This window comes from Haloechinothrix halophila YIM 93223 (genome assembly GCF_000504245.1).
Classification (GTDB): domain Bacteria; phylum Actinomycetota; class Actinomycetes; order Mycobacteriales; family Pseudonocardiaceae; genus Haloechinothrix_A; species Haloechinothrix_A halophila.
In genome coordinates, this window is the sequence record NZ_KI632509.1 from 1,265,382 (window position 1) to 1,290,961 (window position 25,580).

Annotated in this window: 26 protein-coding genes and 1 riboswitch; of the genes, 11 read left to right on the forward strand and 15 right to left on the reverse strand. The window is 67.9% G+C overall.

Annotated features, from left to right (window positions below; all coding sequences use genetic code 11):
- The first annotated feature begins 109 nt into the window (after positions 1 to 109).
- Positions 110 to 1,012 (forward strand): ectoine hydroxylase, encoded by a 903-nt coding sequence (thpD, locus tag AMYHA_RS05900; protein ID WP_034268770.1) that lies wholly within the window; start codon positions 110 to 112, stop codon positions 1,010 to 1,012.
- Positions 1,013 to 1,276: 264 nt separating this feature from the next.
- Here the strand turns inward: thpD and AMYHA_RS05905 are convergent, their stop codons facing one another.
- The gene (locus AMYHA_RS05905; protein ID WP_084036860.1) at positions 1,277 to 2,104 is read right to left on the reverse strand and encodes an SGNH/GDSL hydrolase family protein; all 828 of its coding nucleotides are present in this window, start codon (positions 2,102 to 2,104) and stop codon (positions 1,277 to 1,279) included.
- Positions 2,105 to 2,415: 311 nt separating this feature from the next.
- Between AMYHA_RS05905 and AMYHA_RS05910 the strand changes: the two genes are divergently transcribed.
- Entirely contained in the window at positions 2,416 to 3,102 is a 687-nt protein-coding gene (locus tag AMYHA_RS05910; RefSeq protein WP_051399584.1) for a DUF3159 domain-containing protein, read from the forward strand.
- Here the strand turns inward: AMYHA_RS05910 and AMYHA_RS05915 are convergent.
- Positions 3,099 to 4,049, reverse strand: coding sequence for a threonine ammonia-lyase (locus tag AMYHA_RS05915; RefSeq protein WP_034268773.1), 951 nt, complete (start codon positions 4,047 to 4,049; stop codon positions 3,099 to 3,101). The two genes, AMYHA_RS05910 and AMYHA_RS05915, sit on opposite strands and share 4 nt — an antisense overlap.
- Positions 4,046 to 4,723, reverse strand: coding sequence for a thiamine phosphate synthase (thiE, locus tag AMYHA_RS05920; protein WP_034268776.1), 678 nt, complete (start codon positions 4,721 to 4,723; stop codon positions 4,046 to 4,048). The genes AMYHA_RS05915 and thiE overlap by 4 nt, the downstream gene beginning before the upstream one ends.
- A 62-nt stretch (positions 4,724 to 4,785) precedes the next feature.
- Positions 4,786 to 4,891, forward strand: a riboswitch (TPP riboswitch).
- Between thiE and thiO the strand changes: the two genes are divergently transcribed.
- The 3 genes from thiO (at position 4,889) to thiG (ending at position 6,964) form a co-directional block, all read left to right on the forward strand.
- A complete protein-coding gene (gene thiO / locus AMYHA_RS05925) occupies positions 4,889 to 5,998 on the forward strand; it encodes a glycine oxidase ThiO (protein WP_196776979.1) in 1,110 nt (369 codons plus the stop codon). It overlaps the preceding riboswitch by 3 nt.
- Positions 5,998 to 6,198, forward strand: a complete 201-nt coding sequence (thiS, locus tag AMYHA_RS05930) for a sulfur carrier protein ThiS (protein ID WP_034268782.1) — start codon at positions 5,998 to 6,000, stop codon at positions 6,196 to 6,198. The genes thiO and thiS overlap by 1 nt, the downstream gene beginning before the upstream one ends.
- A gap of 4 nt (positions 6,199 to 6,202) precedes the next feature.
- On the forward strand, positions 6,203 to 6,964 hold the full coding sequence (gene thiG, locus AMYHA_RS05935; RefSeq protein WP_034268784.1) for a thiazole synthase: 762 nt from the start codon (positions 6,203 to 6,205) through the stop codon (positions 6,962 to 6,964).
- A 173-nt stretch (positions 6,965 to 7,137) separates the two neighbouring features.
- Here thiG and thiD read toward each other — a convergent pair whose 3' ends face one another.
- From thiD to AMYHA_RS05955, 4 genes are all read right to left on the reverse strand, one after another.
- A complete protein-coding gene (gene thiD, locus AMYHA_RS05940) occupies positions 7,138 to 7,974 on the reverse strand; it encodes a bifunctional hydroxymethylpyrimidine kinase/phosphomethylpyrimidine kinase (protein WP_051399585.1) in 837 nt (278 codons plus the stop codon).
- 24 nt (positions 7,975 to 7,998) lie between these two features.
- On the reverse strand, positions 7,999 to 9,660 hold the full coding sequence (gene thiC / locus AMYHA_RS05945; protein WP_051399586.1) for a phosphomethylpyrimidine synthase ThiC: 1,662 nt from the start codon (positions 9,658 to 9,660) through the stop codon (positions 7,999 to 8,001).
- A 164-nt stretch (positions 9,661 to 9,824) separates the two neighbouring features.
- Positions 9,825 to 10,748, reverse strand: coding sequence for a S1C family serine protease (locus AMYHA_RS05950; protein ID WP_034268787.1), 924 nt, complete (start codon positions 10,746 to 10,748; stop codon positions 9,825 to 9,827).
- An 86-nt stretch (positions 10,749 to 10,834) separates the two neighbouring features.
- Positions 10,835 to 11,401, reverse strand: a complete 567-nt coding sequence (locus AMYHA_RS05955; protein ID WP_034268790.1) for a peptide deformylase — start codon at positions 11,399 to 11,401, stop codon at positions 10,835 to 10,837.
- A 205-nt stretch (positions 11,402 to 11,606) separates the two neighbouring features.
- On the opposite strand from AMYHA_RS05955, the gene AMYHA_RS05960 reads away from it, so the two are divergent.
- Both AMYHA_RS05960 and AMYHA_RS05965 read left to right on the forward strand, forming a co-directional pair.
- Positions 11,607 to 11,930, forward strand: coding sequence for a DUF3263 domain-containing protein (locus AMYHA_RS05960; protein WP_034268793.1), 324 nt, complete (start codon positions 11,607 to 11,609; stop codon positions 11,928 to 11,930).
- The gene (locus AMYHA_RS05965; RefSeq protein WP_034268796.1) at positions 11,927 to 12,646 is read left to right on the forward strand and encodes a LytR C-terminal domain-containing protein; all 720 of its coding nucleotides are present in this window, start codon (positions 11,927 to 11,929) and stop codon (positions 12,644 to 12,646) included. The genes AMYHA_RS05960 and AMYHA_RS05965 overlap by 4 nt, the downstream gene beginning before the upstream one ends.
- A 107-nt stretch (positions 12,647 to 12,753) precedes the next feature.
- On the opposite strand, the gene AMYHA_RS05970 is transcribed toward AMYHA_RS05965, so the two are convergent.
- From AMYHA_RS05970 to moeA, 5 genes are all read right to left on the reverse strand, one after another.
- The gene (locus AMYHA_RS05970) at positions 12,754 to 14,958 is read right to left on the reverse strand and encodes an AAA family ATPase (RefSeq protein WP_034268799.1); all 2,205 of its coding nucleotides are present in this window, start codon (positions 14,956 to 14,958) and stop codon (positions 12,754 to 12,756) included.
- Between the two features lie 59 nt (positions 14,959 to 15,017).
- On the reverse strand, positions 15,018 to 15,992 hold the full coding sequence (gene pssA / locus AMYHA_RS05975) for a CDP-diacylglycerol--serine O-phosphatidyltransferase (RefSeq protein ID WP_034268802.1): 975 nt from the start codon (positions 15,990 to 15,992) through the stop codon (positions 15,018 to 15,020).
- Complete coding sequence (locus AMYHA_RS05980) at positions 15,992 to 16,741, reverse strand: phosphatidylserine decarboxylase (protein WP_084036865.1); 750 nt, start codon at positions 16,739 to 16,741, stop codon at positions 15,992 to 15,994. Before AMYHA_RS05980 ends, pssA begins: the two co-directional genes overlap by 1 nt.
- Positions 16,742 to 16,809: 68 nt before the next feature.
- Positions 16,810 to 17,094 (reverse strand): GlsB/YeaQ/YmgE family stress response membrane protein, encoded by a 285-nt coding sequence (locus tag AMYHA_RS05985; protein ID WP_034268805.1) that lies wholly within the window; start codon positions 17,092 to 17,094, stop codon positions 16,810 to 16,812.
- 30 nt (positions 17,095 to 17,124) lie between these two features.
- Positions 17,125 to 18,354, reverse strand: coding sequence for a molybdopterin molybdotransferase MoeA (gene moeA / locus AMYHA_RS05990; RefSeq protein ID WP_034268808.1), 1,230 nt, complete (start codon positions 18,352 to 18,354; stop codon positions 17,125 to 17,127).
- Between the two features lie 127 nt (positions 18,355 to 18,481).
- Between moeA and AMYHA_RS05995 the strand changes: the two genes are divergently transcribed.
- Positions 18,482 to 19,660 carry a serine/threonine-protein kinase gene (locus AMYHA_RS05995; protein ID WP_084036867.1) on the forward strand — a complete coding sequence of 393 codons (1,179 nt, stop codon included), beginning with the start codon at positions 18,482 to 18,484 and terminating at the stop codon, positions 19,658 to 19,660.
- 281 nt (positions 19,661 to 19,941) lie between these two features.
- A complete protein-coding gene (gene groL, locus AMYHA_RS06000) occupies positions 19,942 to 21,582 on the forward strand; it encodes a chaperonin GroEL (protein ID WP_034268810.1) in 1,641 nt (546 codons plus the stop codon).
- A 65-nt stretch (positions 21,583 to 21,647) separates the two neighbouring features.
- On the opposite strand, the gene AMYHA_RS06005 is transcribed toward groL, so the two are convergent.
- From AMYHA_RS06005 to AMYHA_RS06015, 3 genes are all read right to left on the reverse strand, one after another.
- On the reverse strand, positions 21,648 to 22,052 hold the full coding sequence (locus tag AMYHA_RS06005) for a hypothetical protein (RefSeq protein ID WP_034268812.1): 405 nt from the start codon (positions 22,050 to 22,052) through the stop codon (positions 21,648 to 21,650).
- An 80-nt stretch (positions 22,053 to 22,132) separates the two neighbouring features.
- Complete coding sequence (locus AMYHA_RS06010; protein ID WP_034276055.1) at positions 22,133 to 22,345, reverse strand: PspC domain-containing protein; 213 nt, start codon at positions 22,343 to 22,345, stop codon at positions 22,133 to 22,135.
- A 188-nt stretch (positions 22,346 to 22,533) separates the two neighbouring features.
- Entirely contained in the window at positions 22,534 to 23,412 is an 879-nt protein-coding gene (locus tag AMYHA_RS06015) for a DUF72 domain-containing protein (protein ID WP_157361847.1), read from the reverse strand.
- 130 nt (positions 23,413 to 23,542) lie between these two features.
- Here AMYHA_RS06015 and sbnA point away from each other — a divergent pair, with 130 nt between their 5' ends.
- The gene (sbnA, locus tag AMYHA_RS06020) at positions 23,543 to 24,571 is read left to right on the forward strand and encodes a 2,3-diaminopropionate biosynthesis protein SbnA (protein ID WP_051399587.1); all 1,029 of its coding nucleotides are present in this window, start codon (positions 23,543 to 23,545) and stop codon (positions 24,569 to 24,571) included.
- Position 24,572: 1 nt separating this feature from the next.
- Positions 24,573 to 25,580 (forward strand): 2,3-diaminopropionate biosynthesis protein SbnB, encoded by a 1,008-nt coding sequence (sbnB, locus tag AMYHA_RS06025; protein WP_084036869.1) that lies wholly within the window; start codon positions 24,573 to 24,575, stop codon positions 25,578 to 25,580.

Sequence of the window (25,580 nt, forward strand, 5' to 3'; positions counted from 1 at the left end):
ATGTGAAAACCGCTAACCGCCCGTCCATTCGGAAGGGCGGTTAGGCGCGTTGGTCCCTACGAATAGGAACGCGATTCGAACAGATAACTAAACCGAGGAGGAGGCGAGCATGACGCTCACGGATACCCGAATCCAGGACAGCTATCCGACGCGAATCACCACCGAGCCGGAGCTGATTGAACGGGAAGACCCTGTGGTCTGGGGATCCGACAGTGATGGTCCTATGGGCGCGGCAGAGCTGCGGGCCCATGACGCCAACGGCTACTCCATCGTGGAGGGTCTGCTCTCCCCAGCGGAGGTGCAGGGCTATTGGCAGGAGCTGAACCGGCTTTCGAGCGATGAGACGCTGAAGGCCGATGAGCGTGTGATAACCGAGAAAGCCTCCGGCGAGGTGCGTTCCATCTTCGACGTGCACCAGCTCAGCGACATGGTCGCCGAGCTGGTGCGGGACCCGAGGGTGCTGGACCGGGCCCGCCAGATCCTTGGTTCGGACGTCTACATTCACCAGAGCCGCGTGAACTATATGCCCGGGTTCAAGGGAAACGGGTTCTACTGGCACTCGGACTTCGAGACCTGGCACGCCGAGGACGGCATGCCGAGGCCGAGGGCCGTGAGTTGCTCTATCGCGCTCACCGACAACTACCCGTTCAACGGCGGGCTGATGATCATGCCCGGTTCGCAGCGCACCTTCGTGCAGTGTGTCGGCGAGACGCCGGACGACCACTACAAGTCGTCGCTGAAGGAGCAGGAGATCGGCGTCCCGACCAAGACCGACGTCACCAAGCTCGCCGCCGAGCACGGCATCGACCAGTTCACCGGTCCGGCAGGCGGCGCGCTGTGGTTCGACTCGAACATCATGCACGGATCGGGCAACAACATCACGCCGTATCCGAGGTCGAACATCTTCCTGGTGTTCAACAGCGTGGAGAACGCCCTCGAGGAGCCGTTCGCCGCGGGCTCGCGGCGTCCGGAGTTCATCGCCTCGCGCGACTTCACGCCGGTCCGGCGGTAGTCCCGGTCCGAACGACGGAAAGCCGGTCGGCACGTCCCCCAAGCGTGCCGACCGGCGGGTACGGACAGCGCGACCGCCAGCCCGGTCATGCTGCCCTGCGACTCCCCTCTTCCGCAGGGCCGCCGGACTCATGCGGTGGTTCGCACTGTCCGTACATCTACTAAGAGGTAATCCGAGGGCGTTTGGTTCCAGTCGCCGCAAAATTTCTGGAAATCCGTTGCCAGTGGCGTCGCTTGGCCACGGTTCGGCGCCCCCGCCGCGCACCTACTCTCGCGTGATCACCATCGCCCCGGTGCCGTTGGGCGACGTCCTACCGCTGTAGCGGCTGTTCGGCACGAACGGTTCCAGGTTCGGCCGCTTTGGTCGCATCCCGTCGCCCATGGACTCGCCCCGCAGCAGCCTGCCGATCCACGGCAGCAGGTGCGTCTTCGTCCATTCGATGTCCGAACGCCGCATCGTCAGCCAGTTCGGCTGCTCGACCTCTGGCCACGGCTCCCGCCAGTCGGCCTGCGTCTCGATCCCCAGCACCTCCGCCGTGCGCAGCGCGATCCTGCGGTGGGCCTCCGAGCTGAAGTGCAGCCGGTCGTCGCTGAACGCACGCGGGTCCCGCAGTACGTCCATCGCCCAGAGGTCCACCACCCGTGCGTTGTAGCGCGCCACTGTCGCGTGCAGGTGCGCGTTGTAGAGCGCGACCTTGTGCCGGATCCGGCTGACCACCGACACCTCGCGTGTGTCGGGCCCGGTGAAGACCACGACGTCGATGCCAGCCTCGGTCAGCTTCCGGACCATGTCGTCGAACCGAGCGGCGACGTCGTCGACGTCCGCGCCTGGCACGAGGATGTCGTTGCCGCCTGCGCAGACGCCGACCAAGTCAGGTCGCACCTCGAGAGCCAGCGGCAGCTGCTCGTCGATGATCTCCTGCAACGTCTTGCCTCGCACCGCCGTGTTGGCGTAGGCGAAGTTCGGATTACCTTCCGCGAGCATGACGGCGAGCCGGTCGGCCCAGCCGAGAAAGGAACCGTCGGGTAGTTCGTCGTTCATTCCTTCGGTGAAGCTGTCGCCGAGAGCGATGAAGCTGTCGTACTCAGGCATACCCGCGTCTCCCTTCTGCCGCGCCCCACGGATGGTCTCCCCAGCGCCTGTATGTCCCCTTCGCCACGCGGTAGGGCATATGCACAGAACCACGGGCGTCCAATGATGAGAGAATGCCTGGTCAGGCGGCACCTACGCCACCGTTGGTTGGCGCAACCGTCGCCACATCGTTGCTTTCCGATAGCGAATGGCGTCCTGACCTGTGCCGATCTGACGTTCGATGTGGCGAAAACGGTTCCGTCACATTTCCCATTGTGTTCCGGCGCCGGGGTGCGCTACCGCGACGGGGCGTGGTCAGGCACGCTAGGGGCGTGACTGAGCGACCGACCCCAGATCAGACGTCTGCTGCCGGGCGGGAATCACTGGGGACATTGCTCGGTGGCAGGCGCGGCGCCATCGATGCCAGCCTGCCGCCGCTGGCTTTCGTCGTCGGCTGGTTGATCGCCGATCGTTCGATCGGCTGGGGCGCGTTCGCCGCCATCACGGTCGGGGCGCTCGTCGCGGTGGAACGACTGGCGCGCGGCAAGCGGGTCAGTGCGGTCGTGCTCAGCCTCGCCGCCGTCGTGCTCGCCGCTTACATCGCGCTGCAAACGGGCAGGGCGGAGGACTTCTTCCTGTTGCAGCTGTTCAGCAACCTGGTCAGCGCGCTGGTGTGGGCGTTGAGCATCCTGCTGCGCTGGCCGTTGCTCGGCGTCGTCGTGGGAACACTGCTCGGCCAGAAGACGCGCTGGCGACGCGATCCAGAGTTGCTGCGCGCCTACTCGCTGGCGAGTTGGGTGTGGGTGTTTGGGCAGTACACCGTGCGGGTCGTGGTGTTCGGGCTGCTGTGGTGGAGCGGGCAGGTCGTCGCGCTCGGCATCGCCCGCACCGTGCTGACCTGGCCGCTCGTCGCGCTGACGATCGCGGTCAGCGGTTGGGTGTTACACCGCGTGCTGCCCAGCGACCACCCCGGTCTGCGGCACCCGAGGGAGCGAGGTCTCGCCCGCGCGCAGGACTAGCTTCGCAGCACATCGGCGAGCAGCGCCGGGTCGACGTTGCCGCCGGTCACGACGGCCACGGTGCGACCGGGCGGCAGTTCGGCGCCGCGGTACACGGCGGCGGCGCAGGCGACAGCCCCGCTCGGTTCGGCCACCAGCCGCGCCTGGGTGGCGAGGGTTCGCATGGTCGCGCGGATCTCGCCCTCGCTCACGGCTACCGCGGCATCGATGACATCTCGCAGATGTGCGAACGTCAGCGCGGACGGCTCCGTGCGCAGGCCGTCCGCGATGGTGCGGGCACGCCGCTCCGGTGTCCAATGCACCTGGTGCCCCGCGCGCAGACCCTCCGCCGTGTCCGCGGCGAGTTCCGGCTCGACGGCGATCACTTTCGCCGCTGGCCGTAGCGCCTTGACGGCGACCCCGACCCCGGACGCGAGTCCGCCACCCGCCACCGGCACCAGCACGACATCGACGTCCGGCAGGTCCTCGACGATCTCGAGGCCTATGGTGCCCTGGCCCGCGATCACATCGGGGTGGTCGAACGGCGGGATCAACGCCATGCCGCGCTGCTCCGCGACATCCTTGGCGACGCGCTCGCGCTCGGCCATCGGCACCTCGATGATCTCCGCGCCGTGCGCCGCCGTCGCCTCGACCTTCACCCTTGGTGTCGAGTCCTGCATGACGATCACCGCGGGGATGCCGAACGTCTTCGCGGCGAACGCGACGGCGTTAGCGTGGTTACCGCTGGAGTACGCGACGACGCCGTTCGCCCGCCGCGCGTCGTCGAGGACGGCGATGGCGTTGTAGGCGCCCCTGATCTTGAACGCCCCGATGTGCTGCAGGTTCTCCGGCTTGAGCCACAGCGGCCGTTCGGTGGACCACGGCTGTTCCAGCAGCGGCGTTCGCAGCGCGACGGCGGCGATGCGCGTCGCGGCGTCCTGAACGTGCTCGATGCTCACGCGGGTCACGACGTCCAGGATGCCAGGCCCCCTGACAGCCGCTCCGCCGCCGCACGCGGGTCCTCGGCGGCGGTGATCGCCCTGACGACGACGACCCGGCGCGCGCCAGCCGCGAGGACATCTGGCAGCCGCTGCTCGTCGATACCCCCGATGGCGAACCACGGCCGCTCTGGCATGGCATCGGCCGTCGCACGGACCAGGTCCAACCCCGGCGCGGACCTGCCTGGCTTGGTCGGCGTCGGCCAGCACGGCCCAGTGCAGAAGTAGTCGACGCCCGGTTCGGCGGCGGCGGCCGTTGCCTGCTTGGCCGAGTGCGTGGACCGTCCAATCACGACGTCGTCGCCGAGTATGCGCCGCGCGAGCGAGACCGGGATGTCGTCCTGGCCGAGGTGCAGGACGTCGGCGTCGAGGCTGAGCGCGATGTCGGCCCTGTCGTTCACGGCGAGCAGCTTGTCGTGCCGCTCGCACGCCTCGGCCAGCGTCTCGAGCGCCGCGATCTCCTGCGCGGCTTCCAGGGGGACGCCGTCCGTCTTGTCGCGGAGCTGGATGATGTCGACACCGCCAGCCAGGGCGGCGTCGGCGAACTCGGCCAGATCGCCGCGCTCGCTGCGGGCATCGGTGCACAGGTACAGCCGCGCGTCGGCCAGCCGCCGCCGGATCGTGTCGCCGTCAAGCTGAGGCATGCCTCGAACGCTACCGTGACGTGTGCTTGGTGGAATCCGTCGGTGTCTCGCGCTACGGTGGACAGTGTCCGCACGGGAGCCGCTGCAGCGGCTGAGAGGGAGCATGCAGCTCCGACCGTGGAACCTGATCCGGGTTATGCCGGCGCAGGGAGCGTGATTCGTGTGATGTCGCAGCAGGTGATCGTCGTCGGTGCTGGCGTGATCGGACTCGCCGTTGCCTGGCGGGCCGCGTCGGCGGGGCACCACGTGACGGTCGTCGATCCGGAACCGGGACGGGGCGCGTCCTGGGTCGCTGGCGGGATGCTGGCACCGGTGACCGAAGCATGGCCGGGCGAGGAAGCCGTGCTCAAGCTCGGCGAGCGGTCGTTGCGCCGCTGGCCGGAGTTCGCCCGCGAGCTGGCCGCCGACGCCTTCGACCCCGGCTTATCGGAGGCAGGCACCGTCGTCGCTGGCAGGGACGCCGCTGACGCCGACCAGATCGCCATCCTCGCCGACTACCTCAATCGGATCGGCCGCACCGTCGAGATGGCGAGCGGACGTCGGCTGCGGTCGTTGGTGCCCGGTCTGGCCTCCGCGCTGCGATCGGGGATCGTCGTCCCTGGTGACCTCGCCGTGGACAACCGCCAACTGCTGGACGCGTTGCAGGCTGGCTGCCGCCGTCATGGCGTCGAGTTCGTTCGGGAGCTCGCGCGAGAGGTCGGACGGGCCACGGTCGTCACCGACTCCGGCGCGTACGGGGCTGACGCGGTCGTGCTCGCCGCGGGTGCCCGGAGTTCGTTGCTGCATCTCGAACTGCGGGAGTCCGTCCGGCCGCTCAAGGGCGAGATCGTGCGGCTGCGTCCGCGCCGTGGCTGTCTGCCGCCGCCGGATGTCACGGTGCGTGCGATCGTCGAGGGCAGGCCGTTGTATCTGGTGCCGCGCGCGGACGGCGAGCTGGTCGTCGGCGCGACGCAGTACGAGAGCGGCTACGACGAGACCGTCAAGGCGGGCGGCGTGCGGGAGCTGCTGGACTACGCCGAACAGGTGTACCCGAGCGTGAGCGAGTACGAGCTGACCGAGATCACGGCGGGCTTGCGGTCGGCGAGTATGGACAATTTGCCGCTGATCGGCATGCTCTCGGACGGCGTGATCGTCGCGACTGGCCACTATCGCAACGGTCTGCTGCACGCGCCGGTCACGGCGGACGCGGTGCTCGGCATCCTGGCGGGTGACCGGCTGCCGGACGAGGTCGCCGCAGCGCACCCGGCACGTGACAGAAAGCGAGAACAAGTGTGATGGACGTCGAGGTCAACGGCGAGGAACGCGAGTTCGCGGACGGCACGACGCTGGCGCAGCTGCTTGAGCAGCTCGGCACGGCGCAGCGTGGCGTCGCGGTCGCCGTCGATGGCACGGTCGTGACCAGGAGCGAGTGGCAGGACGTCGTCCTCACCGACGGCGCGAAGGTCGAGATCCTCACCGCGGTGCAGGGAGGCTGAACAGGTGACTTCGGACGATCCGCTCGTCATCGGCGGGCAGAAACTGGACTCGCGGCTGATCATCGGTACCGGCGGCGCGAGCAACCTCGCGGTACTGGAACGCGCGCTCGTCGAGTCCGGCACCGAGCTGACGACGGTCGCGATGCGCAGGGCCGATCTTGAGGGTGGCTCTGGCGTGCTCGACCTGCTGCGACGGCTCGGCATCAGCCTGCTGCCCAACACAGCTGGCTGCCGCAGCGCCGCCGAGGCGGTGCTGACGGCGCGGCTGGCACGGGAGGCGTTGGACACCGACTGGATCAAGCTCGAGGTGCACGCCGACGACCGCACGCTGCTGCCAGAACCGTTCGAGACGCTGGACGCCGCCGAGCAGCTGGTCGCCGATGGCTTCACCGTGCTGGCCTACACCAACGACGACCCTGTCCTCGCGTTGCGGCTGGAGGAGGCGGGCTGTGCGGCGGTGATGCCGCTCGGCGCGCCGATCGGCACTGGGCTTGGCATTCGCAACCCGCACAACATCGAGTTGATCACCGCGCGCGCCGGGGTGCCGATCGTGCTTGACGCCGGGATCGGCACGGCGTCCGACGCGGCGCTGGCGATGGAGCTCGGCTGCGACGCCGTGCTGCTGTCCACGGCGGTGACCCGTGCGGAGGACCCGGAACGGATGGCAACAGCGATGCGCAACGCCGTCGATGCCGGGCGTCTTGCGCGACTGGCAGGCCGGATTCCGCAGCGGTTCTGGGCGCAGGCGTCCAGCCCGCCGCGCTGAGGTGGCCACCGGCGCCTTTCGCGCGAGTCTCACCGTATTTCGCGCGAGTCTCACCTTGTTCGGCGCGAGTTGCACCATCGCGAATCGAGACGTCGAGCCCGAATGGATCTAGAGGCGTTGTGGTCTCCATAACGACCACAACGCCTCAAGATCCACGGCGTGCGGCCAGTGCGTCAGTCGTCTAGCACCCACAGCGGCGACACCGGCCCGACGCCCGCACCGAGTGGATAGGACGCCTCGACGCTGCGCTCGATGAACCGCTTGCCGTGCGCGACGGCGTCGGGCATGCTCGCGCCCTTCGCCAGTGCCGCCGTGATCGACGCCGCGAGCGTGTCGCCTCCGCCGTGGGTGTGCTTGGTGTCGAACCGGGGGCCGGTCAGCTCGGTGAAGTCGCTTCCGTCGTAGAGCAGGTCGGTGCACGTCGGGTCGTGGTGCATGTGCCCGCCCTTGACCAGCACCCATTGTGCGCCGAGCGCGTGCAACTCCTTCGCCGCCTGGCGCTGCTCGTCCACGTTGGTGACGTCGATGCCGACCAGCAGCCGCACCTCGTCCAGGTTCGGTGTCACCAGCGTGGCCCGTGGCAGCAGCTCCGTGCGGTAGGCCTCCAGTGCTTCATCGCGCAGGAGTTGGTCGCCGTGCATGGACGCCGCCACCGGGTCCACGACCAGCGGCGTCGTGCCGGATGCGCCGATGCCGACCTCGTCGCAGGCCGCCACGATCGCCATGATGATCTCCGTGGTGGCGAGCATGCCGGTCTTGGCGGCGTCGACGCCGATGTCGGTGGCCACCGCCCTGATCTGGGCGGCGACCACCGACGGCGGAATCTCGGCCACATCCGACACGCCGACGGAGTTCTGCACCGTCACGGCGGTCACCGCGGTCATGCCGTGGACACCGTTGGCGAAGAACGTCCGCAGGTCAGCCTGCAGGCCCGCACCACCGCCGGAGTCCGACCCGGCGATGGTGAGGGCCTTCGGCGGAGCTGCTCGCGGCGAGTCGTGAGTGCTCATCCGTGTTCTAACTCCGATTGCCACTCACGACTCAGCGCCGTCAGCCATCGGGAGATACACCTTGTTCCCGTGCTCGGCGAACTCCTTGGACTTCTCCTGCATGCCCGCTTCGATCGCCTCGACCGTTTCCAGTCCATGCTCGGCGGCGTAGTCCCGAATGTCCTGCGTGATTCGCATCGAGCAGAACTTCGGCCCGCACATCGAGCAGAAGTGCGCCGTCTTGGCTGGCTCGGCTGGCAGCGTCTCGTCGTGATACGCCCGTGCGGTGTCCGGGTCCAGCGCGAGGTTGAACTGGTCGTCCCAGCGGAACTCGAATCGCGCCTTGGACAGCTCGTCGTCCCACTCGTGCGCGTGCGGATGCCCCTTGGCCAGGTCAGCGGAGTGAGCGGCGATCTTGTACGAGATCACGCCGGTCTTGACGTCGTCCCGGTTCGGTAGGCCGAGGTGCTCCTTCGGCGTGACGTAGCACAGCATCGCGGTGCCATACCAGCCGATCTGCGCCGCGCCGATGGCCGAGGTGATGTGGTCGTACGCGGGAGCGATGTCGGTGGCGAGCGGGCCGAGGGTGTAGAACGGCGCCTCGCCACACAGCTCCTCTTCCTTCTCCACGTTCACCTTGATCTTGTGCATCGGCACGTGGCCGGGGCCCTCGATCATCACCTGCACGTCGTGCTCGCGCGCGATGTGGGTCAGCTCGCCAAGCGTCTCCAGTTCGGCGAACTGCGCGCGGTCGTTGGCGTCGGCGATCGAGCCGGGCCGCAGACCGTCACCCAGCGAGAACGTGACGTCGTAGGCGCGCAGGATCTCGCACAGCTCGGAGAAGTGGGTGTAGAGGAACGACTCCTTGTGGTGGTGCAGGCACCACGCCGCCATGATCGATCCGCCGCGCGAGACGATGCCGGTGACGCGCTGTGCGGTGAGCGGGATGTAGCGCAGCAGCACGCCCGCGTGCACCGTCATGTAGTCGACGCCCTGCTCGCACTGCTCGATGATGGTGTCCCGGTACAGCTCCCAGGTCAGTTTCTCCGGCTCGCCGTTGACCTTTTCGAGCGCCTGGTAGATCGGCACCGTGCCGACCGGGACCGGCGAGTTGCGGATGATCCACTCGCGCGTCTCGTGGATCCGCTTGCCCGTCGAGAGGTCCATGATCGTGTCTGAGCCCCAGCGGGTGGCCCACACCATCTTCTCGACCTCTTCCTCCACAGAGGACCAGACGGCCGAGTTGCCCATGTTGGCGTTGACCTTCACCAGGAAGTTCTTGCCGATGATGGCGGGTTCGGACTCGGGGTGGTTGCGGTTGACCGGAATCACCGCGCGGCCCCTGGCGACCTCGTCGCGCACGAACTCGGGGCTCATCCGCTCGCGCGCGGCGATGAACTCCATCTCCTCGGTGATGATCCCAGCCTTGGCGTACCCCATCTGGGTGTTGTGCTCGCGGCCATCGATCCACGGCTTACGCATCGGCTGCAGGCCTTGATGGACGTCGATGTCCGCTTCGGAATCGGTGTATGGACCAGAGGTGTCGTAGACGTCGAAGTGCTCACCGTTGGTCAGCTCGATCCGCCGCACCGGCACGCGCAGCCCGCGATCGGTGGTGATGTAGTGCTTGCGGGATCCGGTGATAGGCCCGGTGGTGATGGTCGGCTGGACGCCGTCGAGCTGGGTGGACTCGTCAAGAGTAGTCACGCGACTTTCCTCCCTACGCCGGCATTACCCGGTCAGGTTCATGCGGTCGGCGGCGCTGTGCTCGAGGCCAGCCGCCCTCTCAGCCCGCCATGGCGCGAGCTCCCGCGTTGTGTGGTTGTCTCTTCGACCCTGCCATGCCGCCGGTGGTGGTTCAAGGGCGGCACTCAACCGACGGGCAGTTCCGTGGGTGTCGCGAAGACGTCGACCATCGCGCCGTTGCGTAGCACTGTTATCGCGAGTGGCGTACCGATGACCTCGCCGAACAGCTGCCGCTGAATGCCCTGCGCGTCGGCGACCCGTTCTCTCGCCACGGTGAGGATCAGATCACCCTTATGGAGGTCGGCGCGGTCGGCGGGACCCGAGCGGACGACCTCGACGATACGCAGCCCCGTCCGCTGTCCTGTGCGGTCGGCGACGTCGTCTGGCAGTGGTGCCGGGACACCGACGATGCCGAGGTAGGCACGCCGCACGTGGCCTTCCACCAGCAGGGTGTCGATGATGCGGCGGGTGGTGGGGTTGATCGGGACGGCGAGCCCGAGCCCAACCCCAGCCAGCGCGGTGCTGATGCCGACCACGCGGCCGGTGGCATCCGCGAGCGCGCCACCGGAGTTACCCGGATTGAGTGCGGCGTCCGTCTGGATGACGTCCTCGATCACGCGACTCGCCTTGCCCTGACGCACCGGCAGCGACCGGCCGAGTGCGCTGACCACGCCAGCGGTGACGGAACCGGACAGGCCGAGCGGGCTGCCGACCGCCACCACCAGTTGCCCGACGACCAGGTCGTCGGCGTTGCCGAGTCGCGCGGGCTCGTGGGCGTGACTATCGGTGCCGAGCACGGCGAGGTCGGACAGCGGGTCGGCACCGATCACGCGAAAGGATGCCTCGGTGCCGTCCGCGAAAGTGACGGTGCCGCTGTCATGGGCGCCGACGACGTGGGCGTTGGTGAGTAGATGGGTGTCGTCGAAGACCACCGCTGAGCCGTTCCCGCGTCGTAGCGTGACGCTCGCGACCTGCGGCGTCACCGCCTTGGCGACCGAGCTGACCACGCGCGAGTAGGCGTCAAGAGCGTCCTGACCGACGTCGGACATAGGCCACCATCCCGTCGGATTACACCGTTATGTCCAGTGTGCATCGAGCGGGCTGGTCGGTGCTGTCGCGTTCGCCGTGGGCGTAGTCAGCCCGGGTAGCGCCCCTCGGCGGGATTCCAGCTCAGGCCGGGCACGCCCCAGCGGTTCGCCTTGATCATCTTCTTCGCGGCGCGCTGGTTCCTGCCGACCAGTCGATCGAGGTAGAGCAAGCCGTCAAGGTGATCGGTTTCGTGCTGGAGGCAGCGCGCGAAGAAGCCGGTGCCCTCGACCTCGACCGGCTCGCCGTCCAGGTCGACGCCGGTGACCTTCGCCCAGGATGCCCTGCCTGCCGGGAAGTTCTCGCCGGGTACGGAAAGGCAGCCCTCGAGGTCGTCGTCCGGATCGGGCATCGTCTCCGGGCGCTCGGACGTCTCAAGGATCGGGTTGATCACGAGGCCCTTGTGCCGCGCGCCCTCGTCGTCCGGGCAGTCGAAGACGAAAAGACGCAGGTCAACGCCGATCTGATTGGCGGCGAGGCCGACGCCTTCCGCCGCGTACATCGTGTCGAACATGTCGTCCACGAGCGTGCGCAGGTCGTCGTCGAACTGCTCTACCTTGCGGGTCGGGTTGTGCAGGACGGGGTCGCCTGCGATGCGGATGGGATGCACGGTCACGTCCGGAATCTTAATCCGCCCGGATGACCGCGACGGAACCGCTTGCTGGAGTGGGTGAACCGGCACCGACGCGCCGACCCAATGCGGACTGCGTGTCGGTGCCACATGATCTAATGTCGCCAGCGAATCACAGGCCTGTGATTCGCGCCCCCGCGCCAGGCGTAGCACCAGCGAGTAACGACGCGATTGTGAGGCGAACAGCTAGATGGAAGCAGCGGAGCCGGCACCTCGGCCCGATGATCCATCCCCGCTGACGCGTGCCGACGTGGGCGTGGATGGGTTGTCCCGCAGAGACCACGAGATCTTGGCGTTCGAGCGGCAATGGTGGCAGTACGCAGGGGCGAAGGAACAGGCTATCCGCGAGCTGTTCAGCATGTCGGCGACGCGCTACTACCAGGTGCTGAATCGCCTCATCGACTCCGAGGCCGCGTTGCGCGTCGACCCGTTGTTGATCAAGCGCCTGCGTAAGACGAGGGCGGCGCGCAAGAGGGTGCGCGCGGCACGACGGCTGGGAATTGAGCTGCCATGAATCTCCCAGGGATCTCCCGACCGCTGCGTGCCGCGGGGCTCGCGTTGATTGGCGTCGCTGTGATCGCGGTCGCGATCGGCACCGTGACGGTTGTCACGGGCAATGCCGACGACACGGCCGCGCCGAGTGGTGAACAGACGACCACGACGGCGCCCGGCGAGGGCGACGGTGGTGAGTCCCCGACGGCGACGCCGTCCCCATCACCGTCGGACCCTGCGGACGAGACGGAGACGGAGACGAGCGAGCCGGATGCCGGTGATGGCTCGGACGGCTCCGGTGAGGACGGTTCCGAGGACGGCGATGGTTCCGGTGACGGTGCCGGAGACGGCGGGGACGGGGGCAAGGCGGTCGATGGTCCCGGCGGCTCCGGTGGTAAGGACGACGGTGCCAGCGGTAAGGACGGCTCCTCGCTGCAGGAGATGGTCGACGTCCGCGTCTACAACAACAGCAACATCTCCGGGCTCGCGGCACGGGCCGAGCGCGACCTGGAGGCGAGGGGCTGGGACGTCGTCGAGACCGGCAACTACTCCGACGGAGTTATCTACACGACCACGGTCTACTACCGCGAGGGCACCAACGAGGAAGCCGCCGCGCAGGCCATCGGTGACAACTTCAGCATGCGCGTTCGGCCGCGATTCGATGGCATCAAGGACGCCAGCCCTGGCGTGATAGTGATCGTGACCAAGGACTACGAAGGCAGGCAGTCGGGCAAGTAGGCGCGCCCCCGCGTCGTGTCCCCCGTTCTCGACGCCGTGTCCCTCCTCCACGATGCCGTGTTCCCCGCTCAGGACGTTGTATCGCGCGCTCCCGACGCTGTGTTGCGCTAGTGCGCCGCTGCGAACGCTTCCAGCGCGGCGAGCTGCGCCGGGTCGAGCGACGGCCGTACTGCCTCACGGGCGGATTCCAGGTGTTTGGCCGTGACGACCGCGGCGTCCAGTGACTCCCGCATCGCGGTGAGCGCCCCTTCACGGATCAACGCGGCACAGTCCGCGGCTGAATATCCATCCAATGTGGCTGCGAACGCTTCGAGGTCCACATCGGATGCCAGCGGGGTGTTCTGCGCCGTGGCACGCAGGATCTCCGTACGCGCTGCGGCTTCTGGCGGCGGTACGTACACCAGACGCTCGATCCTGCCCGGTCGCAGCAGTGCCGGATCGACCAGTTCTGGCCGGTTGGTCGCGCACAGCACCACGACGTCCCGCATCGGTTCCACACCGTCCAATTCGGTCAGCAACGATGCGACGACTCGGTCCGCAACGCCGGAGTCGCTCGACTGTCCGCGCCGAGGTGCCAGCGCGTCGATCTCATCCAGGAACACCAACGACGGCGAAGCCTCGGCCGCGCGCCGGAACAGCTCCCGGACAGCGCGCTCCGATTCGCCGACCCACTTGTCCATCAACTCGGCACCTTTGACCGCGAACACGTTCAGCGCACCCGTGCCCGCCAGCGCCCGCACCAGGAACGTCTTCCCGCCACCCGGAGGGCCGTAGAGCAGCACCCCGCGCGGCGGCGTCACGCCAAGCCGCGCGAACGAGTCGGGATACCGGAGCGGCCACAACACCGCTTCGGTGAGTGCCTGCTTCACGTCGTGCATGTCGCCGACGTCGTCAAGACTGAGACCGCCAGTGGCGAGCGTGTCCGATTCGGACATAGACAGTGGACGGACAGTGCTGAGCGCGTCCAGCAAGTCCTGATGCGACACCCGCGGCATGTCCGCTTCGCGCTGTCGGAGAGCGGCCCTGAGTGCGGCGTCGCGTCGCAGCGCGACGAGGTCGGCCGCCACGAAGCCGGGTGCCTTCGCCGCGATCACGCCGAGGTCGACGTCCGGTTCCAGCGGGACCTCGCGCAGCAACACCCGCAGCAGTTCGGTGCGCATCTCTGTGGTGGGCAGCGAGAGGCTGAGTTCGCGGTCGAGCAGGTCCACCGCGCGCAGCCGGGTGTCGACGCCTTCGGGATGCGCGGTGGTTGCGATGACGGCGAGGTTAGGCGCGTGCAGCGCGTCGCGGATGCGGTCGAGCAGCACGGTGGCGACCGGAGGCGGGTCCGCGGGGAGCAGGGCATCGACGTCGGTGAGCAGCAGCGCGGCGGGGCCTGCCGCCGACTTCGCGGATTTGATGGCTTCGTCGAGCCGCTTGACGGCGGCGTTCGGTTCCAGCACGGCGATGCTTGGTGCGGCGAGCGGAACGACGGTGATGTCCTTGGCGTGCGCCACGGATCGGACCACGGTGGTCTTGCCGACGCCTTCCGGGCCGCTCAGCAGCACGCCGAGTCGCGCGGAGGCCCCGAGCTGTGCCAGCAGCTCGGGATGTGTGAAGGCGAGCTCGAACCATTCAGCGAGTGTGCTCGCCACCGTGTGCGCGCCCGCGAGGTCCGACACCGGCGGGGTGGGCTCGGCGTGAGACACGGCGTCGGGAGTGTCGGACACAGCGTCGGGAGTGTCGGACACAGCGTCGGGAGTGCCGGACACGGTGCGCCAGGACAGCACCGTAGAGGGGCCGATGGTGACTGGGCCCGCTGGATCGGTGGCGGTGATAGTCAGCAGCTCGCTCGTCCAGGTCATGCCGATGGCGCGGGAGAGCTTGCCGCGCGCGTCGGCGACGTCGGTGCCAGCCGGTGGTGCGAGATCTTGCGGTAGCAGCGACACCGCGTCGCCCACGGTGAACACCTTGCCGATCAGCGCCAGCCGCAGCATGTCCGGCGGCAGCGACATGCTTGCCAACCTTGAGCCAGACACCGTCACGCTGCGAGCGTGCGCGACGTCGGCGGGGGAGACGACCACCTCGCCGCCTTCGGTGACACCCAGGTTGGACAGCGTGACGTCGTCGGTGAGCACCACGCCGTGCTGGCCGTCCTGCGGGGTGCGTGCGGCGAGCGCCGCGCTCACCCGTGCGCCCACCAGCTGGACGGCGTCCCAGGCGCGCAGGCCCAGGGCGTCCAGTACCTCCTGGTGCAAGCGCACCACGCCGCGTCGGGTGTCGAGCGCGGACGGGGTTAGCCGTGCGGTCAGCGTGATCTGTGGTGTCGGCACGGTGCCGAGCCTACTGAGCCGAGGCGGTCGTCGCCGTACTCTTCACGCACCCCGAGCCGTCACTGCTTGCGAAGTCCGAGCCGCCGCCAGTTCCTGGTGCGCCCGCCACCGTCCGATGACGTAGACGACGCGGACGGCTGGCCTGTCGTCACCGTCCGCTGCGTCGAGCCGTTGCGGGGCAGTCGCACCCTGCGCAGCGACGCGCCCGCGATCCTGCTGCGGATCGGCCGGCGCAGCCCGAGCCTCCGGTGCCGCCGGGAGCTGCGCCGGATCGCCCTCCGTTCGTGGGCCGTTACGTCCCACGCTTCCGGGTGCTTCGCCAGCCAGGTGTGCCGGTAGGCCGCATACGGCACGTGCGCCAGGTACAGCAGGAGCGCCGCGCTCAATGCGATCAGTGGAAACTGCACGATCGCCGCCGCGAGTAGGCCAACGCCGACCAGCAGCGGTGCCACCGCCTTCGCGGGTACGTTCACCGACTTGAGCGACAATGTCGGGAGCCTGCTGATCGCCAGCGCCGCGATGGCGATCAGCCACAGCCACACCACAGGGCCCGTCGACCACCAGCCGGTGCCGAACTCCAGCGTCAGGATCACCGGCATCAGCGCCAGCAGTCCACCAGCGGGTGCGGGCACGCCGACGAAGAACTCCGAAGCGAACGGCGGTTTGTCGGTGTCGTCGAGCAGTGTGTTGAACCTGGCGAGCCGCAGCACCATGCAGACGGCGAACACCAGCGCCGCGATCCAGCCCGCGCGGCTGCCGTCGGCTTGCCAGACGAACAGCACCAGTGCTGGCGCGACGCCGAAGGAGACGGCGTCGGACAGTGAGTCCAGCTCGGCGCCCATCTTCGACGTCGCGTCGAGCAGGCGGGCGATGCGGCCGTCGAGGCTGTCCAGCACCGCCGCGACGACGACACCGACGATGGCCAGCGCGAAGTTCCCCTGCAAGGCGAACTGCACCGCGGACAGGCCCGCGCACAGCGCGAGCACCGTGATGGCGTTCGGCAGCAGGCGGACACCGGGCGCGGTGCGCACCATCAGCGCTCCAGTGACGACGGCAGCTCGGCCAGCGCGGTCTCGCCGCCTACGGTGCGTTGGCCCTCGCTGACCAGAACCCGGCTGCCGTGCGGCAGGTAGAGGTCGACGCGAGAGCCGAACCGAATCAGCCCGTAGGTCTGGCCGGTGTCGACCTTGTCTCCCGTGCCGACCTCGCACAGGATGCGCCGCGCGATCAGGCCCGCGATCTGCACGACGACCAGCTCGTGGCCGCCGTTCGTGCGAATGGCGACCGAGTTGCGCTCGTTGTCCTCGCTGGCCTTGTCCAGGTCGGCGGAGAGAAACTTGCCCTTCCGGTACGCCACGGCCTCGACCTGTCCCGCTGCGGGGACTCGCTGCACGTGGACGTCGAACACGGACAGGAAGATGCTGACGCGGGGACGCGGCGTCGCACCGGCGTTGAGCTCGGCGGGCGGGACGGCCTCGCCGATGCTGGCAATGGTGCCGTCAGCGGGCGCGACCGCGACATCGGCGCGCGGCGGGGCGACGCGGCGCGGCTCGCGGAAGAACCAGGCCGTCGCCGCGGCCCCGACGAAACCGAGGGTGCCTAGTGGCTTGCTGATCTTGCGCAGGGCCATGGCCGCGGCTGCCGCGCCGAGCACGAACGGCCTGCCTGCGGGATGCATGGGGGGCACGGTCTCGCGGGCGAGCGTCGCCGCGTGTGCGAGCGTCTCGCGGATACGTGCCTCTGGCGCCGGTGGGGTCGAGCTACCAGAAGAGGCCGGGTTCATGTCTGACTTTCCGTTACTGTTCTGCTGTTGGGCGGGGCAAGGTTACCCCGTTTCAGTGCGTGTCTACGCTACCGCGTGCGGTCACGGCGTCTGCCGCCCGCTGTGGCGAGTCGGACCAGCGCGAGCAGCAGGATCGCACCGAGCACCGCGACGCCGAAACTGGGCAGGTCGAACGCGAAGTTCATCTCTTCCCCGGTCGCGAGCTGGTAGATGAACCCGCCGAGCGCCGCGCCTACGATGCCGACCAGCACGCTGACCAGGCACCCTTGCGGACGCCGATCCTTCCCGCCGACGACGACGTTGGCCGCCCAGCCCGCCAGCGCTCCGAAGATCACCCACGCGATGAATCCCATGTCGCGAGATTATGCCTGCCACGGCCAGCCTCAACTCAGTAGCATCACATCCACCTCAGCCCCCTCGGCCACCTCAGTCGTGTCCTCTGGCAGCACGATGAGGCAGTTCGCCTGGGTGAACGCCGCGAGCAGATGTGAGCCAGGTCCGCCCCGGGGGCCGACGGTGCCGGTGACGCTGCCGGTCTCCGAAGCGACCGGTGGCGTGTAGAAGCCGCGCCGGAATTGCCGCTTGCCAGCGGGCGCGATCAGCCGCTCGAGCAGCCGCGCCCGCACCACCGGCCGGTCGGCGTGCGCGTGGCCGAGTGCGGCGAGCAACGCGGGTCGCAGGAAGACCTCGTACGACACGAGCACGCTCACCGGGTTGCCTGGCAGCGTCACGATCGGGGTGTCGTTGATCGTGCCGCAACCCTGCGGGCCGCCCGGCTGCATCGCGACCTTGGTGAACCGCACGCCCTCGCTCGTCAGCGCGTCCTTGACCACCTCGTAGGCGCCGGCGCTCACCCCGCCGGAGGTCACGATCAGGTCGGCGTGCTCGCTGTGGGCGGCCAGCGTCTCGCGGAAGGTGTCGACGTCGTCGACGACGCTGCGCACGACGTCCACCTCACAGCCGAGCGCCCGCATCGCGGCGGCCAGCATGATGCTGTTGGATTCGTAGATCTGACCGTGTCGCAGCGGTTCCGGCGGCAGCACCAGCTCAGAGCCGGTGGACAGCACCAGCACCCGCAGCCCAGCCTTGACAGCCAGCTTGGCGCATCCGGTCGCCGCGGCCAGTCCGAGCTGTGCCGCGCCGAGTAGCGTGCCCTCCCGCAGCGCGATGTCACCAGCCGTAACGTCCTCGCCAGCCCGCCGAACGCTCTTGCCTGCCGCTGCCGCCGCGAACAGCCGCACCCGTTCGGTGCCGCCGTCCGTGTCCTCCACCTTGACGATGGCGTCCGCGCCGTCCGGCATCGGCGCGCCGGTCATGATCCGGTGCGCTGTGCCCGGTTCCAGCGGGGGACCGTCGGTGCGCCCCGCGGGGATGTCGGCGGCCACCGGCAACTCGACCGGCGACTGCTCGGACGCATCCGCGATGTCGGTGGCGCGTACCGCGTAGCCGTCCATAGCGGAGTTGTCGAACGGCGGAAGCGACACGCTCGCGGTGACGTCCTCGGCGAGCACCCTGCCGTGGCACTGTTCGAGCGGGAGTGTCGCGGTGCGCGCGGCCGGTAGCAGGGCGGCGACGGTCGCCCTGTACTCGGCGACGGAGAGTGGCTGGCTCATAGCCGCGATCCTCTCGCGCCCGACTGCCGGCGCGCCAGATGGCCGCGTGCTTCGTGAGATTCGGTCGCTAGCGCACCGGATCTCACTCGTGAGCGGACGGTAACCTCCGCACGTTAGGCTCCCGGGCGTGGCAGACGAGCAGGTCGCGGACCTCACGGGGCGCCGGTTAGGCAATTACCGTATTGATGGTGTGCTCGGTAAGGGCGGCATGAGCGTCATGTACCGGGCGACGGACGTCCGGCTCGGCAGAAAGGTGGCACTGAAGGTCATCGGGGAGCACCTCGGTGCCGACGCCGAGTTTCGCGAACGCTTCGTCGACGAGGCCCGCAACACGGCCGCCATCGACCATCCGAACATCGTCCCGCTGTACGACTTCGGCGAACTCGACGGCATGCACTACATCGGCATGCGACTCGTCGACGGTTCCGACCTCGCCAGCCTGATCTCCGAGGGGCCGATGCGGCCGGAACGCGCGGTGGGGCTGCTGGAACAGGTGGCCGACGCGCTGGACACGTTGCACCGGCGAGGGCTGGTGCACCTCGACGTCAAACCGGCGAACGTGCTCGTCACCAAGCGGGAGTCGATCAAAGAACACGTCTATGTCGCGGATTTCGGGCTGACCCGCAGGGGTGCGACCGGCCACCGCACCAGGGGTGGGGACTTTCTCGGCTCGCCCACCTACGCCGCGCCGGAGCACCTGCGCGGGGAGCCGCTGGACGGCAGGACGGACCAGTACGCGCTGGCCTGTGTGCTCTACGCGTGCCTGACCGGGCGTCCGCCGTATCCCGGCGACGTGCAGAGCGTGATCAAGGGACACCTGAACCTCGCGCCGCCGTCTGCCGCGCGGATCGTGTCGAGCTTGCCGCAGGCGATCGACGCCGTGCTGGCGAAGGGCATGGCGAAGGACCCAGGGCGGCGCTACGACAGTTGCGTCGCCCTGCTCACCGCGGCGACCGAGGCGCTGACGTCGTCTCGCGCGCGCGAGACTGAACAACGGGAGACGCCGCAGCGAGGTGCCCAGCAGTGGGGCAACGGGCAACCCCAGCAGTCGCCCCGGCCACCGCACGGGCCGCGTGCCGGTGCGATGCCAGGACGGCCGCCCGCGCAACGTGGCCCGGGTCCTGTTCCACCTCCTGGGTACGGTTCGCCCGCGCCGGAACCCGGGCCCGCTGCCAGGCCCGCGCCCGCTCCGCCCTACCAGCAGCAGGGGCGAAACTCCCAGCCGAGCTGGTTGGTTCCACTGTTGCTCGGCGCTGTCGTCATCCTCGTACTGTTGCTCGCCGCTGTGATCATCGCTACCGCGTGAGGCGTTATCTCGACGTTTCACGACCTCGCTAGTGCCACCCGAGGTTGCACTCGCATGCCGAGAGTGCTAAACACGTGACTAGCACTCTCACAGGGAGAGTGCTAGGCGAGATGGGGCACCGATCCGGTGTCGCACTCGCTTGAAGGTCGGGACGGTGAGGCTTGGCTCGGACATCCGAGCCTGTCGTCCGTCGCGGGCACCGAGCCTGGCCAAGTTGCAGAGTCCTGCCGTGTGAGCCCCTGCGGCGAGCACGGCGCCCAATACCGGAGGACCACACCGAAATGGCCAAATTGATCGCGTTCGACGAGGACGCCCGCCGCGGTCTAGAGCGCGGCCTCAACACCCTCGCCGAAGCCGTCAAGGTGACGCTTGGCCCCCGTGGCCGCAACGTCGTGCTCGAGAAAAAGTGGGGCGCGCCGACCATCACCAACGACGGTGTCTCCATCGCCAAGGAGATCGAGCTCGAGGACCCGTGGGAGAAGATCGGGGCCGAGCTCGTCAAGGAAGTTGCTAAGAAGACCGACGACGTCGCTGGTGACGGCACCACCACCGCCACCGTGCTCGCCCAGGCCCTCGTCAAGGAAGGCCTGCGCAACGTCGCAGCCGGTGCCGACCCCATCGCCCTCAAGCGTGGGATCGAGCAGGCCGTCGAGGCCGTCACCGAGCAGCTGCACAAGTCGGCCAAGGAGGTCGAGACCAAGGAGCAGATCGCTGCGACGGCCTCGATCTCGGCCGCTGACCGCACCATCGGTGAGCTGATCGCCGAGGCGCTCGACAAGGTCGGCAAGGAAGGCGTCGTCACGGTCGAGGAGAGCCAGACCTTCGGTCTCGAGCTCGAGCTGACCGAGGGCATGCGCTTCGACAAGGGCTACATCTCAGGCTACTTCGTCACCGACGCCGAGCGTCAGGAGACCGTGCTCGAGGACCCGTACGTTCTGCTCTACGGCTCCAAGATCTCCAACGTCAAGGACATGCTCCCGCTGTTGGAGAAGGTCATGCAGTCGAACAAGCCGCTGCTGATCATCTCCGAGGACCTCGAAGGTGAAGCGCTGGCGACCCTGGTCGTCAACAAGATCCGCGGCACCTTCAAGTCCTGTGCGGTCAAGGCCCCTGGCTTCGGTGACCGCCGCAAGGCGATGCTGCAGGACATGGCCATCCTGACCGGTGGCCAGGTCATCACCGAGGACATCGGCCTCAAGCTGGAGAACGCCGACATCTCGATGCTCGGCCGTGCCCGCAAGGCCGTCATCACCAAGGATGAGACCACCATCGTCGAGGGTGCTGGCGACGCCGACCAGATCCAGGGCAGGGTCAACCAGATCCGCGCCGAGATCGAGAACAGCGACTCCGACTACGACCGCGAGAAGCTGCAGGAGCGGCTGGCCAAGCTGGCCGGTGGCGTCGCCGTCATCAAGGCCGGCGCCGCGACCGAGGTCGAGCTCAAGGAGCGCAAGCACCGCATCGAGGACGCGGTGCGCAACGCCAAGGCTGCCGTCGAGGAGGGCATCGTCGCCGGTGGTGGCGTCGCCCTGCTGCAGGCATCCAAGGCCGCGTTCGACAGCCTCAAGCTGGAAGGCGACGAGGCGACCGGCGCGAACATCGTCAAGATCGCCGTCGAGGCTCCGCTCAAGCAGATCGCGGTCAACAGCGGTCTCGAGGGCGGCGTCGTGGTGGAGAAGGTCAAGGGGCTGCCTGAGGGCCACGGCCTCAACGCCGCCACCGGCGGCTACGAGGACCTGATCGCCGCCGGTGTCATCGACCCGGCGAAGGTGACCCGGTCGGCGCTGCAGAACGCCGCGTCGATCGCCGCGCTGTTCCTCACCACCGAGGCGGTCATCGCCGACAAGCCGGAGAAGGGTGGCGGCGCTCCCGCGGGCGACCCGACCGGCGGCATGGGCGACATGGGCGGCATGGGCTTCTGATAGTCCAGACGTCTACGTCTACGAAAGGGCCGGGCGCCGGAAAGGTGCCCGGCCCTCTCCCTTTCTTACCGCGCTCTACCGCGTTCACCCGTCAGCTTTTTCGTGCCGGAGACGTCCAACGGAACACCGTATGCCTTGAGCAGCTTGGTATGCGGCGACTTGGCGGACGCGAGAATGTAGATTCGAATACCGGCGATCACAATTAACGCCGCGCCGATAATCAACAAAATCAGTGCCAGGTCGACATTGATATCCCACAGGGACGGATCGCCTCGCTCAGCGGTCCTGCCTCGTCCCCAGAACAGCGAGATGATCGCGCACAGGATCCCGGGAAACAATACAAGGCCATTCCACCGATTGATCTTCTTCTGGTAGTAGCCCGTTGCCTGTAAGTGGGCCTCTTCCGCGTCCGGCGGCAGGGGCCGCGGGTACGGGTACGGCGGTCCGGATGCGTCGGGAAATGTCGGCATGCGCGCAAGGCTATCGACGTTGGCGGCTCGTCACCCCGCATATATCCCATTCCGTCTTCGCGGTCGCGCGAATCGTGGTGTTAGTCGTCCTGTGGCATCAGCAGCCAGCACGCCACATAAACCACGATGGGAACGCCGACGCCGAATAGGGTGACCGCGACGAGCAGAATGCGCAGCAGTGCGGCATCGACGCCGAGGTACCGCGCCCAGCCGCCACACACTCCGGCGATCATTTTGTCGGTCGAGCTTCTGCGGAGTTGCTTGACGCCGTTGGTGTTCATGTCCTGTGTCATGAGTTCCATGGTCCGGCGCGAGTCCGTTGTACACATCAGGGCTGTCCCTGGTTTCGACCCCGAATCGACCCGCGGTGCGTGAGCATCCCGCGCGGTACACGACGTCGGGAGTGCATGACACGGCGTCGGGAGTGCAGGACACGGCGTCGGGAGTGCAGGACACGGCGTCGAGAGTGCAGGACACGGCGTCAGCGAGGGCTGGCGTTGAGCAGACTGGCCAGCATCATGGCGTCGTGGGGTGCGTGGGCGTCGACATCGTTGTCGAAGTAGACGTAGACGTCACGACGCCGCCGGGGCGCGGGCGGGCCGACGGTGTGCTCGCCGCGCGGTCCGTCGCCGTCGTGCCACTGCCGGATCTTGTCCGCCCACTCGCGCAGCGTCGCATCGCTGTATCCACTGGTGTAGAGCTCGACGTCGCCGTGAAGGCGCACGTACACGAAATCCGAGGTCACGTCTTCCAGATGTGGCCACTCACCAGCGGAGTCCGCGACGCACAGCGCGATGTCGTGCTCGCGGAGCAGCTCGACGCACTCCGCCGTGGCGAAGCTCGGATGCCGCACCTCCAGCGCGTGTCGCAGCGGCCGGTCGGCGTCGACCTCGGTGAACGGTTCCGACTTGAGCTTGTCGTCGTGGCCACGCGCGAGCTCCGCTGCCTCGGCGGTGGATCGGGGCAGCGACGCGAAGAACGACGTAAGCCGGTCGACGTCGAACGTCATGCGTGGCGGCAGTTGCCACAACATCGGTCCTAGCGCGGGGCCGAGCGCGAGCACGCCGCTGGCGAGGAAGTTGGCTAGCGGCGTCTCGATGTCGCGGAGTTGCTTCATGTGGGTGATGAACCGGCTTCCCTTGACGGCGAACACGAAGTGGTCGGGAACCGCGTCGCGCCAGCCGCGATAGCGCTCGGGGCGTTGCAGCGAATAGAACGATCCGTTGATTTCCGCCGTCCGTAGTTGCCGGCCCAGATATTCGAGTTCGCGCTTCCGTGGCACGTCCTCGGGGTAAAACGATCCGCGCCACGACTCGTACACCCAACCGGATGTGCCTATGCGGATTTCGTTCATGGCCATCACCTCCCGTGTGGCTACCCTCGGACGAGTCATCTCAGATCGTGCCGCGCGATTGGGCCGCGTCGGCTTGACGAGATGAGATCAACTTAGGCTAGGCTTACCTATACTCATTGCCGAGGTGGGGAGAGCCGTGAGCGCTGATATCGCAGTGGGCCCGGTCGGTGAGGACGCGCGCGAGGCCGTGTGCGAGTCGGTCTTCGACTGTGTCGGCAACACTCCCATCGTCGCGCTACGGAGGCTGTTTCGCGAGCCGGGCCGCGAGGTGCTCGCCAAGCTGGAGCTGATGAACCCCGGTGGGAGCATGAAGGATCGCTCGGCGCGCTACATCGTGGCGGCCGGACTCGCCGATGGCTCCATCCGCCCGCGAAGCACGCTCGTCGAGAGCAGTTCCGGCAACTTCGGCATCGCGCTCGCGATGGCCGCACGCGTCAATGACCTGCGGTTCGTCTGCGTGATCGATCCCAAGACGACCAGCGCGAACGCCGCGATTCTCCGCAGGCTAGGCGCGAGCGTCGAGATGGTCACCGAGCCGGATGAATCCGGTGGCTACCTGCACACCCGCATCTCCCGGGTGAACGAACTCGTCGCGAAGACACCCGATGCGGTGTGGATCAACCAGTACGCCAATGACCGCAACTGGCAGGCGTACTACTACGGCACCGGCGCCGAACTCGCTACCCAGTTGGTGCATCCACCCGAGTGCCTCATCGCGCCGGTCAGCACCACCGGCTGCATCCTCGGCTGCGCCCGCAGGCTCCGGGAGCGATTCCCCAGCATGCGGGTGATCGCCGTCGACGCCGTCGGTTCGGTGATCTTCGGTGGCAACCCCGGCGCGCGGGAGATCCCCGGCATCGGTTCCAGTCGCGTGCCGGAACTGTGCCGTCCCGGCGAGATCGACGAGGTCGTCTACGTCGATGACGTTGAGGCCGCGCAGGGTTGCCGGGAGCTGGTGGCGGCGGAGGGCATCTTCGCCGGTGGCTCCAGCGGCGCCGTCGTCGCCGCGATCCGCAAGCTCATGCCCGCGTTGCCGGAGCCCAGTCGGGTGGTAGCCATTTTTCCCGATAGGGGCGACCGTTATCTCGACGTCGTGTATGACGACGAGTGGCTCGCCGCAGCACAGCAGCGCAGCAGGAACCAGGCTGACACCAGGAGCGAATGAGATGACCGACGGCGTACCTCGCATCCTCTACCTCAACCGCCGCGACATCGCCGCTGTCGGTGGTAACCACTCCGACTTATACGTCGAAGCGCTGGCGGACGGCCTGGTACAGCACGCCGAGGGAAAGACCGTGCAACCGCTGAAGCCGTACCTGCGGGCCTCGGGCGACCACATCGCGGACAGGATCATCGCGATGCCAGCGCATGTTGGCGCTCCGGGCATGTCTGGTCTGAAGTGGATCGGCAGCAAGCATGACAACCCCGATCGTGCGGGTCGGGAGCGAGCCAGCGCGATCATCGTCCTCAATGACCCCGAGACCAACTATCCGGTCGCGTTCCTTGAGGGCAGCCTGATCTCCGCCTGGCGCACGGCCGCCGTGTCCGCTCTCGCCGCGCGACACCTCGCGCGCGATGGCTTCACCGATGTCGCGCTCATCGGCTGCGGCGTCATCGGATCGACGCAGATCACGGCGTTGCTGCAGCAGTTCGAGCACATCGAGACCGTGCATCTGTTCGACATCAGGCACGAGGCCGCCGAGAAGCTCGCGGCCGCGGTCAAAGCTGAGCACGATGTCAGTGCGGTGGTTGCCGCTCATGCGGAGGATGCGGTGCGGGCAGGCGATCTCGTTGTGCCGTGCACGGTGACCGACACGCCGTACATCCGACGTGACTGGTTGAAGCGTGGATCGTTGCTCTGCAACGTGTCCATCATGGATGTCCACAAAGATGTCTTTCTCAAGGCGGACAAGGTCGTTGTTGACGATTGGGAACAGAGCAACCGGGAGAAGAAGATCATCAATCAGCTGGTGCTCGAAGGCACCTTCTCCCGGGAGCGGCTGCACGCAGAGCTGGGAGAGATTCTGGCGGGTCGCAGGCCGGGGCGGGAGACCGACGACGAGGTCATCGTGCTGAACCCGATGGGCATGGCGGTCGAGGACATCGCCTGCGCCGCCGAGATCTATCGCCGTGCGCTGGAACAACAGGTCGGCACCCTGCTGGACCTGTACTGA

Coding starts and splice junctions, on each gene's coding strand:
- thiD (WP_051399585.1), bottom strand. CDS start 7,974: ATGAGCACTCACGACTCGCCGCGAGCAGCTCCGCCGAAGGCCCTCACC.
- thiO (WP_196776979.1), top strand. CDS start 4,889: ATGTCGCAGCAGGTGATCGTCGTCGGTGCTGGCGTGATCGGACTCGCC.
- AMYHA_RS05965 (WP_034268796.1), top strand. CDS start 11,927: ATGAATCTCCCAGGGATCTCCCGACCGCTGCGTGCCGCGGGGCTCGCG.
- pssA (WP_034268802.1), bottom strand. CDS start 15,992: ATGGTGCGCACCGCGCCCGGTGTCCGCCTGCTGCCGAACGCCATCACG.
- groL (WP_034268810.1), top strand. CDS start 19,942: ATGGCCAAATTGATCGCGTTCGACGAGGACGCCCGCCGCGGTCTAGAG.
- AMYHA_RS06005 (WP_034268812.1), bottom strand. CDS start 22,052: ATGCCGACATTTCCCGACGCATCCGGACCGCCGTACCCGTACCCGCGG.
- thiE (WP_034268776.1), bottom strand. CDS start 4,723: ATGCCTCAGCTTGACGGCGACACGATCCGGCGGCGGCTGGCCGACGCG.
- thpD (WP_034268770.1), top strand. CDS start 110: ATGACGCTCACGGATACCCGAATCCAGGACAGCTATCCGACGCGAATC.
- AMYHA_RS05960 (WP_034268793.1), top strand. CDS start 11,607: ATGGAAGCAGCGGAGCCGGCACCTCGGCCCGATGATCCATCCCCGCTG.
- AMYHA_RS05980 (WP_084036865.1), bottom strand. CDS start 16,741: ATGAACCCGGCCTCTTCTGGTAGCTCGACCCCACCGGCGCCAGAGGCA.
- thiS (WP_034268782.1), top strand. CDS start 5,998: ATGGACGTCGAGGTCAACGGCGAGGAACGCGAGTTCGCGGACGGCACG.
- AMYHA_RS05905 (WP_084036860.1), bottom strand. CDS start 2,104: ATGCCTGAGTACGACAGCTTCATCGCTCTCGGCGACAGCTTCACCGAA.
- sbnB (WP_084036869.1), top strand. CDS start 24,573: ATGACCGACGGCGTACCTCGCATCCTCTACCTCAACCGCCGCGACATC.
- AMYHA_RS06015 (WP_157361847.1), bottom strand. CDS start 23,412: ATGGCCATGAACGAAATCCGCATAGGCACATCCGGTTGGGTGTACGAG.
- AMYHA_RS05950 (WP_034268787.1), bottom strand. CDS start 10,748: ATGTCCGACGTCGGTCAGGACGCTCTTGACGCCTACTCGCGCGTGGTC.
- AMYHA_RS06010 (WP_034276055.1), bottom strand. CDS start 22,345: ATGACACAGGACATGAACACCAACGGCGTCAAGCAACTCCGCAGAAGC.
- moeA (WP_034268808.1), bottom strand. CDS start 18,354: ATGAGCCAGCCACTCTCCGTCGCCGAGTACAGGGCGACCGTCGCCGCC.
- AMYHA_RS05985 (WP_034268805.1), bottom strand. CDS start 17,094: ATGGGATTCATCGCGTGGGTGATCTTCGGAGCGCTGGCGGGCTGGGCG.